Here is a 15,640-nt window from a genome sequence, read left to right as displayed (position 1 = left end):
CGTATTATTGTTTATTAGTATTATAATTTATAATCATTCAACCTCATTCACTGATGAAATGAAATCCGATTATTTTCCTATGGAAATGAAAGGAAAGATATATGATATTTCTCGAATAAAAGGTGGATCCCTATATTTAAATATACATACTGATTCCAAAGATGATGGAATCAGTATTAGAAATTCAGATTTTGTTTTGAATAGTATTAAAAAGCAATTTTATTTCCGAAAATTCTCAAATAGTAATCAATGCTATATTATAAAAGGTGACAGTATTATGTATTTTGATTGTTATATTTTTTCAAAAGAAGACTCTGTTAAGATAGGAAAAATTAAAGGATGGAAACCAGCTCTCACCAACCAATGGTTATTAAAAAAATAAACAATACCCCCTTAATAACAGATAGATAAACTTAACTTTTAAATATAAAATCTCCATTCTATTAAAAAACATAAACCACTCTTTAGTAAGGGTGGTTTTTATTATTTATACTTAAACTATCTTTTATTTTAAAATAAAAAAAGCCACCGCAAAAGCAGTGGCTAAAAATCAAATCTAATTATAAGTATGCCCTCTTATAAATTCGGGTTATTTTCAGATTCTCTTTGCGGAATACTGAATAAATAATAGTTACTGTTAGGCACAAAAGCAGATTTATCCGGGAAATCAAGAACAGAATGCCCTTTACCATCTACTGTTTTCACGGTACCTTCCGGTGTAGTGATCTGAACTTTTATAGGTTTACCATCAGCATCTACGAATGGTTTTCTTACTACCGTTCCTTGTGTTCTGATAATATCTGAAAGGGAAAATCCTTCTCCAAATAATTCTTTTCTTCTTTCGATAAGAACTGCATCTACTACCGCATTCTGTGATAATGATCCAGCGTAAAGATTGGCATTTCTGGCAGATTTCAGCTGATTCAGAACAGCTACCGCCTGAGAGACATTTCCAGTTCTGGCTTCAGCTTCAGCTTCAATAAGATACATTTCAGCAGCTCTCATATAAACGATATCTGCAATAAGGGTTGGTTTAAATTTAAACTTAGCATACCTCAGCAATCCTTCTCTTCCTTTCTGCCCGTCCCATGAAAACAACTGGTATCTGATATCATTACTATCAAAAAGATCTTTAAAGTAAGGATCCGCCATAAAGCTGTAATAATAACTTCCTGATGAAGACACATCCAGATAATGGAAAGCATAACTTGCGTCAGACTGTTCCTGCGTCTGCCCGTGTCCCCAAATCCATTCTGCATTATTGATATCATTGAAGCCATCTTTGTATTTTTCCGGAGCCATCAGTGGAAAACCTTCTCTTGCAATTTTTGCAGATGCTGAAGCTTTACTCCACTCACCGGTATTCAGGTAAGTTCTGGCCAAAAGTCCATTCACTACGGCACGGTTGATCTTATCTTTGTTATTTCTCGTATAAGTTTTCAACAGGTTATCTGCATCAGTAAGATCACTTTTAATCAAAGTATAAATTTCTTCAAGACTTGCTCTCTTCTTCCCTACTGTAGTTGTTGTGGATGGCTCAGTATAAATTGGAGCTGTCAAAGCCGACTTATCTTTCAGGTAGCTGAACTGATAAAAGCTTGCCAAATTCAGATAACAGAAAGCACGTAATGCTTTTGCCTGACCTTTCACCTGATTCTTTTTCTCCTGGCTGCCTTCCGTTCCATCAATTCTTGTGATCACATTATTCATATTATTAATGGTAGAATACAACATCGTCCAGATAAATAAAGGTCTGCTTGCTGTACTGTTTACCATTTCAGTAAATGCATAGGTTGAAGCAAAACCATATTTATTAGTCAATACAGCCACATCGCTTCCCATCGCATCACTGGCTCTTAAAACTGTGGAATACCCGATATTGGCATACGTTGTTCCGTCGTTATTAAATTTTGCCCACGTACCATTTACTACAGTTTCTGCACTTTCAGCTGTTTTGAAAACCTCTACACTGCTAGCCTGATCAGTCGGAGCTGTATCTAGCTCACTTTCACAGCTTGACAGTGACAAAAATCCGATGAGCGCAAATGATATATATTTTAATTGTTTCATTGTTTCAATTTTAAAGGTTAAAGAGTTGCCTGAAGACCAAATGTAATTGTTCTCATTGCCGGATATCTGTAATATGTTGTTCCGTCCAAAGCCTGTTCAGGATCCATTCCCTTATGTTTATAGAAGGTCAGAAGATTTTCTGCCTGGATATAAATTCTGAATTTCTTAAGTCCTATTTTCTCAAAATAATCCTCAGGAAGAGTATATCCTAAGCTTACATTTTTAAGTCTTGCATACGTTCCGGAGTAAAGAAATCTTGAAGATGTTGAGGTCCAGTTATTCGTTGTTGTACTTAATCCAGGAACATCTGTATAAGGATTTTCCGGAGTCCATCTGTTTAGCATTTCAGCGCTCCACGCACGTCCTCCCGCACTTCCGTTATGCATGATGGAAGTATAGTCGGTGTCTAAAATTTTCCCTCCGATTTTGAATGTCAGTAATCCTGAAAAATCAAAATTCTTATAGGTGATACTGGTACTGATTCCTCCTGTCAGTTTAGGCAAGGCTGAACCTTGTAACAACTTTGTGGCTTTTGAATATTCCGAAGTCGTTCCTTCTACTGAATTTCCGCTTGCATCGGTAGCAACTGTTTTCCACAAAGGCTTTCCATTGCTTGGATCAACTCCAGCCCACTCCGGAATAAAGAAGTCATATACCGAACCTCCTACTGTCAACAGCTTAGTTCCTACCACAAGAGAACCTCCGGGTAATTTCGTTACCTTATTGTTTAAAGTACTCAGATTCACATCTACATTCCATTGGAAATTATCATTCTTAATGGGTGTTGTGAATAATGAAAATTCAAATCCTGTATTCTGAATGGTTCCGATATTCGCCGGATAATCACTGATTCCCAATGATGGCGCTACAGGCATATTAAACAAAAGGTCCTGACTTTTTCTTTTAAAATATTCGATATTTCCTTTAATCCTGTTATTCAGAATCGCGAATTCCAATCCTACATTTAAATTAAGGTTGGTTTCCCATTTCACATTATTGGTAGACGTTTTTTCCAGTGTTGTTCCCGGTTCTCCACCAAGACTGATAAATCTGTACAACTCCTGATAAGCATAATAAAGCGGCTGTCCGTTTGGTCTAAGCAGTTTATCATTTCCTTGTCCTCCATAGCTGGCACGCAATGTCAATTGATTGAAGATATTCAGACTTTTGACAAATTCTTCGTTTGAAATTTTCCATGAACCTCCTACTGACCAGAATCTTCCCCATCTGTTATCTTTTGCAAATCTCGAAGAGCTGTCTGCCCTTCCTGATGCAGATAAGAAATAGGTATTGTTGTAATCATACTCTACTTTTCCAAGGAAACTCAATAAACTCAATTTATTACTGTTTCCGCTGAAACTTCCCAGTAAAGAAGCGGCATCCGGCTCATAATAGTAAGGCAGTGAGAACTGACTTCTTGTTCCGGAAATCGTCTGATAATCATATTTATAGAATTCGTGACCTGCCAATGCATTTACATGATGTTTTCCAAACTTTTTATCATACGTCAGAATATTACTGGTTGTATAAGAAAGCGTTCTGGTATTGGTTTTCGTCACAGATCCTCCAATCTCTGCGCCTTGCCCCAATAATGGATTTGAATAATAATGTCCGTTGTAATTCACCAAATCAACAGAGAAACTCGTCTTGAATTTTAGCTCCGGCAAGAAAGTAAATTCCATGAATCCTTTCCCTGAAAAGTTGTCCTCTTTATTTTCGTTTTTGTCTAATGGCAAGGTTGCTGCGGCATTTTGATTCTGAAGCGCATTCGTGGGTCTGTATTTTCCAAAATCATAAACCGGGTTTCCATCAGCATCCAAAATATAAGTTCCGTCAGCATTTCTTTCATAATAAGGATAGAATGAAGGAATAAATCTTGCCGCATTGATGATGTTACTGGCCTTGGAATCCGAAGAAGTAGGTGCCTGCTGAATACTGTTTGTATAACTTAAGTTCACCCCAACATTCAGCCATTTTTTTACTTCAGAATTGATTTTCAATCGGGTATTATATCTTTTATATCCTGATTCAATAGCCATTCCTTTATCATCCAGATACCCCAGAGAGAAGAAATAATTACTTTTCTCACTTCCTCCGCTGATATCAAGATCCACCTGATTTCTTGAAGCCACTCTCTGCAAGATATCTCTCCAGTCATCATTCCAAAGTGGTGATGCACCAGGTAATAGCTTTCCATCTGTACCTACAGGTTTTGGATAAGCTGTCCCATATGGATTAATCCCCAGTGAAGAAATAAGGTTGTCTGTTGCCATCTGAGCTGCCTGCTGAGAAGAAACTTTCCCGGATTGATATCCATTTCTCAATGCTTCCCAGTACAGTTGAAAATACTGATCTGTATTTACCTGTTCATAGTCTTTAACGGCTCTTCCGGAGAATCCCTGACTGATATTAAAATTAACTTTTGCTTCCCCTTTTTTACCTGATTTTGTAGTAATGATGATGATCCCATTTGCTCCTCTTGAACCATACAAAGCACTTGCTGTAGCATCTTTCAGAACGCTTATAGATTCAATATCGCTGGGACTGATAGAGTTCAGATTTCCATCAAAAGGAATTCCGTCCACTACATATAACGGATCACTGGAAGCACTTATTGAACCAATTCCTCTGATTCGGATAGTGGAAACAGCACCTGGCTGGCCTGATGCGCTGGTAGTCTGAATCCCTGCAACCTGTCCTTCTAATGCTTTCGTAATATTCGTTACAGGTCTGCTATTGATTTTATCACTGGAAATTGTAGCTACGGAACCGGTATAGCTATTTCTTTTCGCTTTTCCGTAAGCTACCACTACTACTTCATCAATCTCTTTTTCATGAAGGCTATCTTTTTTCGGCCTGGAAGTCTGTGCATTTACACTGGTAATTCCCAGAAAAAAAGCAGCAACCGGAGGTATCCAAGCTTTAGAATTAAATAAAGTTTTACTAATCATAATCAATTTTATTTATCATATATTAAAATTTAGCCCTTTGCAGAAAAGTCAGCAAAGGGCATCGATAAATACGATAAACCAAATGCTTATTTTTCCTTAAAAGGCTGAACGTAACACCTTGCCCAATGGGTAGGTTGTTAAGACTTCACGGGGTCAGTTCCCTCCATCTTTCTTTATAAGCCGATCGAAATATGTTTGCAAAGCTAAAAACTTTTAGTCTACAAAACAAGTAGACTTATTCATTTTTCATGATAAATTTTTAATAATTAACATAAAATTTTAATAAAACTCATTACAATAAGGAGTTGTAGCCGTTATCATTTATTCAAACATGATAAATATCATTATTAATAATTCAATGAAACAAATATTTGAGAACACCTTAATTTTTGTATTATTAATTGAAAAAACTTTTTAATTTTATAGTATGAAAGTTTTGATTATAAATGGGCCTAATCTCAATCTTTTGGGCACCCGGGAACCGGAAATTTATGGAAATGTTTCCATGGAAAGTTATTTGGAAAATTTAAAATCCGAGTTTCAGTCTCATGAAATACAATATTATCAGTCCAATATTGAGGGTGAGCTTATCAACAGACTTCAGGAGGATGATTTTGATGCAGTAGTGATTAACCCGGGAGCATTTACCCATTATTCTTATGCTATCGCTGATTGTTTAAAGAATATCCGCAAGCCAAAAGTAGAAGTACATATCAGCAATATATACAAAAGAGAAGAGTTCCGTCAGAAATCTGTGACGGCAGCGAACACAGATGCTGTTTTATCCGGCTTTGGAATGGATGGGTACAGATTGGCTTTATTGAGCCTGAAGTAATTTTCAGTCTATATTTTCCCACAAATAGCACAGATTCTCACAGATAATTATGTATACAAAGAGAATAATTTATGAAGATAAAGGATAAGATTTACTGTAAAAGCATTGGCATATATTCCGGGCAATTAACGAAAAGAAAATCCTATATCGTTGAAGAAATAAATGATGAAAATATAAGAATCTGGAATGACGAAGGAAGACTGAGATGGTATTCTGATTTTTATTTTACTTTAAACAATGAACCTGAAATAATTTCTGTTAACATAGATGATCCAATAGAAAATATTGAATCTGATGCTGTAGAGGTAACCATTGAATTTTCTGACAAAACAAAATATTGGATGACTTTCACTACTCCAAAGTATTTAGATAAGATATTGGACGAAGAATCTTATTTTTCTGCAAAACATTTTATGATCATAAAACATTTAACTGAAGAATCAATCAAATCAACAGTCTTAAAACTTGATGAACAGGATGAATTGATTGAAAACTGTCAAAAATATTAATAAAAAAGCCTCATCTGTGATGAGGCTTTTTTTTATGTTTATAGAGAGCTATTAGATAGTCTGTTCCTGTAACTGAGGTCCTGAAGCAACTAATTTCTTACCTTCTTCAGTATCACAATACTGCTCAAAGTTTTTGATATATCTTGAAGCAAGATCTTTTGCTTTTTCTTCCCATTCTGAAGCGCTTTCATATGTATCTCTAGGATCTAAAATACCTGTAGAAACGTTTGGCAATTCAGTAGGAATCTCAAGATTCATGATTGGAACCTGAGTTTTAGGAGCGTTATCGATAGATCCGTCAATGATTGCATCAATGATTGCTCTTGTATCTTTCAGAGAAATTCTCTTTCCTGTACCATTCCAACCTGTATTTACCAAATAAGCTTTAGCTCCGTGCTCCTGCATTTTACCGATCAATGTTTTAGAATACATTGTTGGGTGTAATGTAAGGAATGCTTCACCAAATGCAGGTGAGAAAGATGGCTGAGGTTCTGTAATTCCTCTTTCTGTTCCAGCTAGTTTTGATGTATAACCGCAAAGGAAGTGGTATTGAGCCTGATCTTCATTCAAGATGGAAACCGGAGGAAGTACTCCGAATGCATCTGCTGAAAGATAAACAATCTTCTTCGCATGACCTGCTTTAGAAGGCAATACAATTTTGTTGATATGATAAATTGGATAAGAAACTCTTGTATTCTCAGTGATTGATCCGTCTGTATAATCTGCTACTCCATTGTTCACAACAACGTTTTCAAGAAGTGCATCTCTTTTAATAGTAGCAAAGATATCCGGTTCTTTTTCTTCAGATAAGTCGATAACTTTAGCGTAGCATCCACCTTCATAGTTAAATACTCCGTTGTTATCCCAACCATGCTCGTCATCACCAATAAGATATCTTTTCGGATCCGCAGACAGAGTCGTTTTTCCTGTACCCGAAAGACCAAAGAATAAAGCTACATCACCCTTTTCTCCTACGTTAGCAGAACAGTGCATTGAAGCCATACCTTTTAATGGAAGATAATAGTTCATCATTGCGAACATCCCTTTTTTCATTTCACCTCCGTACCACGTACCTCCGATGATCTGTAGTTTTTCAGTAAGGTTGAACATAATGAAGTTTTCAGAATTCAATCCTTGAGCTTCCCAGTTAGGGTTTATTGTTTTAGAACCGTTGATTACTGTGAAATCAGGCTCTCCAAAGTTTTCAAGCTCATAGTGAGAAGGGCGGATAAACATATTAGTAACAAAATGCGCCTGCCATGCTACTTCAACGATAAATCTTACTTTAAGTCTCGTGTCTGCATTCGTTCCGCAGAATGTATCTACTACATAGATCTTTTTAGATTCAGCAAGCTGGTTCAGCACTAGTTCTTTACAAGAACCGAAAATTTCTGCAGTAGTAGGTAAGTTTACTTTACCATCCCAGAAAATTGTATCTCTTGTAACATCATCCTGAACAATATATCTGTCTTTAGGTGAACGACCTGTGAAAATTCCTGTTTTTACTGACACCGCGCCAGATTCCGTAAGTTCAGCTTTCTCAAATCCCTGATTTTCAGAAGAAACTTCAGCCTGGTATAATTCTTCATAAGAAGGATTATACACTACTTCATAGTTTCCTTTAATCCCCAATTTCTCTAAATCCTGGATGATTTTAGTGTTTTTCATTTTACTTATATTTTCTATTTCTTTATTGACTTCAACAAAAATAATATTAATTATTTGTTAAAGGTGGTTTAAATATACTGATATAAGTCAGAATGGCAAATAAAAAAACAGGATTGTAATCAGCTGATTACAAATCAATTATATTTTCCCATTCGAAAACCGAAGGAAAACCTTTCTCCCAAAAATAGTTCTTATAGTCCCCAAATTTGGCACTCATTACAAAATCTCCGCCCCATGCCCCTAAACTTTTGACAAAAGAAGGGCAATCTGAGAACAGCTTCTCTTTAACTGTGGAAATTTCAAGAAAATTAGCAATTTTATGTTCATGAATCATCATTAATTCAGAAAAATTTTCCAATTCATTACATAACAATATTTTTTTTGTAAGATCAGAAAATTCATTAACCAATTCCGGAGACTTCTTTTTTGACTTGTAAAAATTGATTCCTTCTCTGCTATCCTGTTTCTGATTTAAGTGAATAAAAATCAATTCATTTTTAAAAGAAGGATTGAAGTTAACCTTTTCATATTTTATTTCAGGTTTACTTTGGAAAAGAACGGCAGCCTTTTCTTTCGCCACCGCAATATCGTATCCACTGCCTCCTAAACTTATTGTATTAAGATAAAACGGGTCTATTCCGGCCCATTCTGAAAGGTTATTCATAAGGGTAGAACTGCTCCCAAGTCCATAGTCTGGTGGAAACTGAAGGTTTGTTTTTAAATGATAGGTAAGATCAGTCTTGAATTTCTGATGAGAAAGCTGCTGAACATTTTTCAAGGTTTTGGTAATAAATTCAGCGCTTGATGGAATGTTGGTTTCTAAGATCTGCCATGTTTTATAATCAATAACAGCTTTCAACCATAGTGTATTCTGATGATAAGCCTCCCAGATAATCAGAGATTTTTTATCATCTGTTTCTTCAAAAAAAAACTCTTGTCCCAGCTTGGTAGGTACCGCTAAGACAAGAGCTCCATCGATTGCGAAATATTCTGAAGTAAGCATAAGCTTGCCCGGTGAAAATATCGCGTTCATATTTTTTGAATTAGATTGCAGAAGCAGATTCTACGGATCCGTCAATTTTCTTGATCAATCCCTGAAGGGTTTTTCCCGGTCCTACTTCTACGAAATTAGAGGCACCGTCTTTAATCATGTTCTGAACAGATTGTGTCCATTTTACAGGACCGGTAAGCTGAGCGATCAGATTTTGTTTGATCTCATCAGGATTTGTTACCGCTGTTGTAGTGATATTCTGGTATACAGGAATGGTTGCTTTTCTGAATTTTGTTTTTTCAATAGCTGCTGCCAGTCTTTCCTGTGCAGGCTGCATTAATGGTGAGTGGAAAGCTCCGTTTACCGGTAACAGTAATGCTCTTTTAGCTCCTGCTTCTTTCAGCTTTACACAAGCTTCTTCTACAGCAAGTGTTTCTCCTGAGATTACCAATTGTCCCGGACAGTTATAATTTGCAGGAACAACAATTCCGCTGATCTGTGCACAAATCTCTTCAACCTTAGCATCCTCTAATCCTAAGATCGCTGCCATAGAACTTGGATTTGCATCACAAGCTTCCTGCATAGCTTTTGCTCTTTCAGAAACTAATTTCAAACCGTCATCAAAAGATAAAACTCCGTTGGCAACTAAAGCCGAAAACTCTCCTAAAGAGTGTCCTGCTACCATTTCAGCGCCAAGACCATTTACGGCTTTTAATGCGGCTACTGAATGTATAAATATTGAAGGCTGGGTAACCTCTGTTTTCTTAAGATCCTCATCCGTTCCGCTGAACATCATGGAAAGAATGTCGAAACCTAAAATTTCATTGGCAGATTCCATCAGATCTTTAATATCTTTTCTAGAATCATACAATTCTTTTCCCATTCCTACGAACTGAGAACCCTGCCCTGGAAATACAAGTGCTTTCATGTATTGAATTAAATATTATGCAAATATAACTATAATGTTAACAATATTCTTTTAAACAGGTATAAATCATTTAAGGTACTAACCTGATTACTCTATAACCAGTATTTACATAAGCACCATTAGCTTTAGATTTTACAAACTCAAATTTTGTAGCAAGCTGAGTCTGAACTTTATTCATCTGTTTAAATATCTCTCCTTTTTTATTTTCTCTGGTTAACATGTCGTTGACAACATCAAAACCTACGATAGCATATTTTGGTGGAGTTTTGCAGTATTTGCTTTTATAGGCAGCCAGAATTTCTTTTTCAAAATTACCGTCAGTATTAATCTTTCTATCCATCAGATACACCAGACTTGCCTGGCTCAGCTCATCTACTTTCTTTTCAAAAACAGGAGAATAGAACATACTGAAGGCTTTTACTCCCTGTACTTCTTTAGAAACGGCGATTATTCTGCTGGCAAAAGCATCTCCTGCTGCATTATCATCATTCGCTAAAATAGCAATAACCGGAGCAGATTGTCCTGTCATCATATTCTGGTCAGGCTGAATATCTGCCGGAGAATTCACAATAATGATATTAGGATTTTTCACCGCTTTTTCAAGCCCTGCTTTGATGTAGTTGGCATTTTCTTTTTTAGAATCTGCCACGATATATATTTTCTGATCTGAATAGGTACCTTTTACTTCTTCTACAATCTTGTCAGCATAAGTCTGATTGTTCGTTTCTACGATAATAAGATTGCTGTAGTTATAGAGTTCCGGAGTATTGGCAAATGGTGCTACTACCGGAATTTTCTGATTTTTTGTAAAATCAAGAACATCAATTACATTGGATTTGAAGAAAGGACCGATAATAAGATCTGTATTATCCGGATTAATCTGCGTCAAAGAATTTTTAAATGAAGCTTCATTTCCTGAGTCTACTACTTTAATATCCAGTTTTTGTCCACCTCTTGCATTTCTTTCGATGGCAAGCTTAGCTCCTGTCAAAAAGTCAAGGGCCATTGCTCTGTATTGGGTTTCATTTGTACTGTACCCGAAAGGAAGCATTAGGATAACACTTAAAGCATCACCGTTTTTCTTCACATAAGCAGCATCCTGCTTCTTAATCTTTAGAACCATTCCGGTTTTCAAGCCATGTGAAAGATCTGGGTTCAGAGCAATAAGTTCATCTATGGAAACACCGAATTTATTAACGATAGAGAATACTGTATCTCCCTGTTGAACTGTATAGGTAACATAATCATCACCTGCTACAACATTGGAAGCAGTTGTTGATTTTTCGTTCCCGGAATCCATTTTTGCTTTTGGATTTGAAGGTTCAGTAGGCGTGTCGGTGTTGGTATTATTTGTAGTGGATGTTTTTATTTTGATGGTATCCCCAGGCTTAAGTCCTTTTTCTTCCAATCCTGGATTTAAAGCAAAAAGATCCTGCTGGCTGATGCCAAACTGCTTTGTAATTCTGTAATAATTATCTTTAGACTGAATCACATAAGACTCTCCTTCTACAGCAGTGGTAACAGTGGTAGGTGTAATGGTGGTTATGCTTTTTTCTACGGCAGGTTCAGCATGTTTTTCGCCTGTTACAGCCTGTTGCTCTCCGCCATATTTTTTTATGCTTGCAAGAGGTAAAGTAATCTCGTCTCCGATTTTCATGTGAGAATCCAGCTCAGGATTCAATTTTCTTAAATCAGTTTCGGAAATTCTGTATTGTTTTGTAATACCATAGATGGTTTGCTTTGGCAGTAAAACAATTTTACCTAGAGAAGAAGTACTTGTAATTGAAGTTACTTTTTCTGCTGGAGCTGTTTTTGTCACAGCCGGAGTGGCTGCTTTATCTGATTTTATTGTTAAAACATCTCCGATAGCCAATTTGCCATCTTTATGTTTTGGGTTTAGCTTCAGCAATTCATCTACAGTCATTCCATACTTTTTGGCAATGTTGTAAGGATTATCACCTTGCACAACCGTATGTGATTTCTGGGCTGAAACTCCCAAAACCATACATAAACTGGATAGAATAAAAAACCTCTTTATCATATTCGATAATTATAATTTACAAAAATACTTCTTTAAAATTAAATGGCAACAATTATTAATTTGGAATCATCAACCACCATTTCTTCCAAACAATTTTCAAGCCATGAATATCCATAATCTGAAAAGAATACACTAAAGTTATATACTCTTTCCTGCCATGTTTTAGCAGGATGAACATCTAAAAACAGATTTTCAAGTCTTTCCAGCAATTCATTCTGTTTTATTTTTTCAGCATGAAGCAGGCGCTTTTTCATTCTTTTAAATGATTTTAATTGCCGTACCTCTTCTGCCTTCACCATATTTCCAAAAGATCTCTCAGTAGTTTCAGCAGCTCCTTTCAACTCCGAAAAATTACGGATCAGCAATTCTTCTTTTTCTTCCAGCAGCTGCAAAATAGGGTTATCTTTTAAAATCTTCTGATTGGTAAGTACCGTGAAGTTCTGAAAAAAGTCGTCTATTTTAAGATCCAGTTTCTCAATTTTCCCTACTATTTTCTCCTTCAGGAAAAGCATAGAGTTTCTTGGAATCAGAATAGGGAAAGGAATCGTAATTTTTGAGAAATAGTCTTTCAGTTCCAGCCAGTACATGATTTCGGCATTTCCACCGATATAAGCCAGGTTTGGCAATACATTTTCCTGGTACACCGGGCGCATTAATGCATTGGGACTGAATTTTTCAGGATGATTTTCCAATTCAGTCAGGATCTCCTCTTCTGTAAACTGAATTGCTTTATCTACAATGATATAGTTCTGTCCGTTATATTCAATTCTGTCTCTGGTATCAGAAAGGTAGAAAAGGTTAATTTCACGAGGATTCACCTGAACCTTTCCATATTTCTCTGTCAGAAAATCTACTTTATCTTTAGCTGTTTTTTGTAAGCTGAAGTTCAGAAGCTCATCTTTAAAAATAGCCTTCATCTGCTCTTTAAGCTCCTTAGAATCTCCATCTACAATCAAAAGCCCGAATTCTGAAAAAAGACGGTTAACAAGAATCTTAATAGCTTCCGTTAAAGTATTTCCTGTCTTGTAAGCTTCTTTCATCATTAAGATCAGCTCAGTTCCGAAAATAGAATCTTTAAATTCTTTTTCAAATTCCGAAATAAAATAGGTATCACTGATTTCAATTCGACCTACCGGACCTCCGGATTTCTCGTTGGTTTCGTAATAATTATTTTCGGTTTTAAAATGGTTGATCTCAGCAAAATCATGATCCTCTGAAGCCATCCAATACACCGGAACAAAGTTAAAGTCCGGGAAGTTCTCTTTCAGATAGCTGCATGTCTTGATCGTCTGAAGAATTTTATACACAAAGAACACAGGCCCTGAAAATAAATTCAGCTGATGTCCTGTTGTAATGGTGAACGTATTGGGCAGCTTAGTATTCTCAATATTTTCTCTTTGCTTTGAAGAAAGAGAAAGGCTGGCAAGCTGGCCTTCGAACACATCCGATAAAACGCTCCTTTTCTCTGCTGTAAAAGAATCTTTTTTCAGATGAATCTGCTGTCTGAAATGATCCAGGGAAAATGTATTATTTTCAAAACCCTCAATTTTTTGATTTAAAAAATCTTTTACCAGCTGAGGAATGCTTTCTATATCGTTAAATGATATTTTATTAATTGTTTTCAACCTGTATAGTTTTTAGTTGAACAAATACCACACAATTCCAATATTCAATCTGAAATCATACACTGGATAATGTGGAAATGCATATGCTTTGTTATTGGAAATAACAGTTCCTATCTGCTGACCTTCTATGAAAAAGAACATTTTTTTCACTTTCATATTAATATAGATATCGGCGATAGGCTGTCCTCCAATTGAAAATGAATTGGCGTTAGGAAGGATATATTCGTTAAGAACAGGGAAGTAATCTCTTGATGCAAATTTAGAAAAATAGTATACTTTAACTCCTGCCTGAATTTCTGCTGCTTTTTTGAAAGCCTGTGTCTGATAGAAGAAGTTGGCCCTCCCAATAAAGCCTGGCATAGGAAGCAGTTCTTTGTTTGTTAAAGTATTCTGGAAATGCACTCTTGTATTCAGATGGAATTTGTTGAAGCTGAAAGTAGCGTCTCCTCCAATCTGAGAGATATTCACTGAATTATTACTTTGCTTAGGACTTCCGTTACTGTCAAAATAAGTATAGTTGTCAATTCTGAAATAATTGGCAAAGATTTCTGTTTTAAACCATTTTAGATTAATACTTCCTCCCACTTCCATTACAGATTGGTTCTTTGCATTTTCAAGGTAGTAATTGAAATTATTGTAAATGGAAGTATTCAGTAAGTAATTGAATGAAGGGTATGCACTCTGGAAGTTCACTTTTGCATTAACGAAATAATCTTTGATAGGTTCAAACTTCAGATTATTGGTTGTTTTAAGGTAACTTTTAAACTGGCTTCCGTTTGAAAATTCAAGAAATGAGTTCAGTTGGATTTTATCCCAAAGCTTTACCTGCAGGTTTCCTACAGCTCCAATTCTGTTTTCTTTTAGCTCACCAGGGAAAGGCACTCCATTAAGGGCAACAACGTCTCTTATCCCTAATTTGATCATCTGATAGCGTACCCCAGCATCCAGTTTGAATTTTTCATTATTAAAAATCAAGCTTACTGTATTACTGAAGTTTTCAGAGTATTTTTTGGTTGTCAGTGGAAACCCATTCACTAAATCCGTAGGATCATCATACCAATAAGACTCCAATCCAGTTTGGTTATAATAATATTTATTCCCCTGATGAGAAATAATATGTCTTATGCTGAAAGGAAATTTCCTGGAGTTGAAAGGCGTAAACTGATGACTCAGATAGTATCTTCTGTAAGAAAACTGCGAGCTTGAAGAGGCCAGATTTACCTGTGCGTTTTGCCTGTTGCTATAATTACTATCCCCATTCATAAACAGGTTATCCTCTGTAATACCACCACTTTCCTGATTGTTTACATTCTGGTGAAGATAGTGAGCAAAGAGCTCATAATTACCACTTTTTGAAACGTAGTGTCCTGAGAAAAGGGTATTATTATTTGCTGACAATGAGTTTCTGTAAAGTCCCTGAGAACGAAGTCCCATGTATTCAAGGGCAAAATTGAATCTTTTCCCGATGTTCTGGGTGTAGGTAGATCTTAGAGCGGCTCCGTTTCGCATGGCATTGTGATAAACAAAGGTAGCGGTAGGTGTTTTTACATCGTAATATTTCACATCATTTGCTCCAATAATCATATACGATTTATTGGATGGCAATAAGGAAAGGTTTTCCTCAGCATTCACTTCGAATACAAGAGGGTTAAATCCAGAGCCAATATTGGCAGGCTGTACTCTTCCAAAGTTATCTTTATTATTTTGTTGTGAAAAGATATACGTTTTATCAAAAGTCATTACCGTATCAAAAACTTTCTTTTCGGAAAACTGAGTCTGATACTGGTAATCATTAATGGTAGGTTTGAAAATTTTCAGGGAATCTTTCTTCCCGGAATCAATCACAAGGGTGTCTTCTTTCTTGGGTTGAGGCTTAGCGTCTGCTTTATTAACAACCTGAGCCTTGGCTATAAAACCTAAAGAGAAGAGTATGAAAAGGATGTACTTCATTATTCATTATTGTACAGCAAAAATAAGAAATAAAAGAACATAAAAAACCCCTGCTTTGAGCAGGGGTTCTAT

General features: G+C 36.0%; 11 protein-coding genes and 1 riboswitch. Of the genes, 3 read left to right on the top strand and 8 right to left on the bottom strand.

Annotated elements, in window-relative coordinates:
* The first annotated feature begins 79 nt into the window (after positions 1-79).
* Positions 80-382 carry a hypothetical protein gene (locus ACWPWS_RS23590; protein WP_454048115.1) on the top strand — a complete coding sequence of 101 codons (303 nt, stop codon included), beginning with the start codon at positions 80-82 and terminating at the stop codon, positions 380-382.
* 194 nt (positions 383-576) lie between these two features.
* Here the strand turns inward: ACWPWS_RS23590 and ACWPWS_RS23585 are convergent, their stop codons facing one another.
* Together ACWPWS_RS23585 and ACWPWS_RS23580 are read right to left on the bottom strand one after the other, a co-directional pair.
* The gene (locus tag ACWPWS_RS23585; protein ID WP_454048114.1) at positions 577-2,070 is read right to left on the bottom strand and encodes a RagB/SusD family nutrient uptake outer membrane protein; all 1,494 of its coding nucleotides are present in this window, start codon (positions 2,068-2,070) and stop codon (positions 577-579) included.
* Between the two features lie 17 nt (positions 2,071-2,087).
* Positions 2,088-5,021, bottom strand: a complete 2,934-nt coding sequence (locus ACWPWS_RS23580; protein WP_454048113.1) for a SusC/RagA family TonB-linked outer membrane protein — start codon at positions 5,019-5,021, stop codon at positions 2,088-2,090.
* 83 nt (positions 5,022-5,104) lie between these two features.
* Positions 5,105-5,203, bottom strand: a riboswitch (SAM riboswitch).
* A 245-nt stretch (positions 5,204-5,448) separates the two neighbouring features.
* Here ACWPWS_RS23580 and ACWPWS_RS23575 point away from each other — a divergent pair.
* Positions 5,449-5,856: a type II 3-dehydroquinate dehydratase gene (locus ACWPWS_RS23575; RefSeq protein WP_180565022.1), complete on the top strand. Its 408-nt coding sequence runs from the start codon at positions 5,449-5,451 to the stop codon at positions 5,854-5,856.
* Positions 5,857-5,927: 71 nt separating this feature from the next.
* Positions 5,928-6,365: a hypothetical protein gene (locus tag ACWPWS_RS23570; RefSeq protein ID WP_454048112.1), complete on the top strand. Its 438-nt coding sequence runs from the start codon at positions 5,928-5,930 to the stop codon at positions 6,363-6,365.
* 51 nt (positions 6,366-6,416) lie between these two features.
* On the opposite strand, the gene pckA is transcribed toward ACWPWS_RS23570, so the two are convergent.
* From pckA to ACWPWS_RS23540, 6 genes are all read right to left on the bottom strand, one after another.
* The gene (gene pckA / locus ACWPWS_RS23565) at positions 6,417-8,033 is read right to left on the bottom strand and encodes a phosphoenolpyruvate carboxykinase (ATP) (RefSeq protein ID WP_454048111.1); all 1,617 of its coding nucleotides are present in this window, start codon (positions 8,031-8,033) and stop codon (positions 6,417-6,419) included.
* Between the two features lie 127 nt (positions 8,034-8,160).
* A complete protein-coding gene (locus ACWPWS_RS23560) occupies positions 8,161-9,066 on the bottom strand; it encodes a GYDIA family GHMP kinase (protein WP_454048110.1) in 906 nt (301 codons plus the stop codon).
* Between the two features lie 10 nt (positions 9,067-9,076).
* A complete protein-coding gene (fabD, locus tag ACWPWS_RS23555; RefSeq protein ID WP_209786217.1) occupies positions 9,077-9,952 on the bottom strand; it encodes an ACP S-malonyltransferase in 876 nt (291 codons plus the stop codon).
* A 70-nt stretch (positions 9,953-10,022) separates the two neighbouring features.
* Positions 10,023-11,993, bottom strand: a complete 1,971-nt coding sequence (locus ACWPWS_RS23550) for a LysM peptidoglycan-binding domain-containing protein (RefSeq protein ID WP_454048109.1) — start codon at positions 11,991-11,993, stop codon at positions 10,023-10,025.
* 38 nt (positions 11,994-12,031) lie between these two features.
* Positions 12,032-13,618, bottom strand: a complete 1,587-nt coding sequence (gene bshC, locus ACWPWS_RS23545; protein ID WP_454048108.1) for a bacillithiol biosynthesis cysteine-adding enzyme BshC — start codon at positions 13,616-13,618, stop codon at positions 12,032-12,034.
* Positions 13,619-13,630: 12 nt separating this feature from the next.
* Complete coding sequence (locus ACWPWS_RS23540) at positions 13,631-15,568, bottom strand: putative porin (protein ID WP_454048107.1); 1,938 nt, start codon at positions 15,566-15,568, stop codon at positions 13,631-13,633.
* Positions 15,569-15,640: the final 72 nt, after the last annotated feature.

This window comes from Chryseobacterium sp. Marseille-Q8038, from assembly GCF_965111995.1.
Note: the sequence above shows the minus strand (reverse complement) of the source record. Positions and strands in the feature narration are given on the sequence as shown.

Excerpts from the sequence above, each read along its gene's own strand:
- ACWPWS_RS23590 (WP_454048115.1), top strand. The coding sequence starts at position 80 with ATGGAAATGAAAGGAAAGATATATGATATTTCTCGAATAAAAGGTGGA.
- ACWPWS_RS23585 (WP_454048114.1), bottom strand. The coding sequence starts at position 2,070 with ATGAAACAATTAAAATATATATCATTTGCGCTCATCGGATTTTTGTCA.
- ACWPWS_RS23580 (WP_454048113.1), bottom strand. The coding sequence starts at position 5,021 with ATGATTAGTAAAACTTTATTTAATTCTAAAGCTTGGATACCTCCGGTT.
- ACWPWS_RS23575 (WP_180565022.1), top strand. The coding sequence starts at position 5,449 with ATGAAAGTTTTGATTATAAATGGGCCTAATCTCAATCTTTTGGGCACC.
- ACWPWS_RS23570 (WP_454048112.1), top strand. The coding sequence starts at position 5,928 with ATGAAGATAAAGGATAAGATTTACTGTAAAAGCATTGGCATATATTCC.
- pckA (WP_454048111.1), bottom strand. The coding sequence starts at position 8,033 with ATGAAAAACACTAAAATCATCCAGGATTTAGAGAAATTGGGGATTAAA.
- ACWPWS_RS23560 (WP_454048110.1), bottom strand. The coding sequence starts at position 9,066 with ATGAACGCGATATTTTCACCGGGCAAGCTTATGCTTACTTCAGAATAT.
- fabD (WP_209786217.1), bottom strand. The coding sequence starts at position 9,952 with ATGAAAGCACTTGTATTTCCAGGGCAGGGTTCTCAGTTCGTAGGAATG.
- ACWPWS_RS23550 (WP_454048109.1), bottom strand. The coding sequence starts at position 11,993 with ATGATAAAGAGGTTTTTTATTCTATCCAGTTTATGTATGGTTTTGGGA.
- ACWPWS_RS23540 (WP_454048107.1), bottom strand. The coding sequence starts at position 15,568 with ATGAAGTACATCCTTTTCATACTCTTCTCTTTAGGTTTTATAGCCAAG.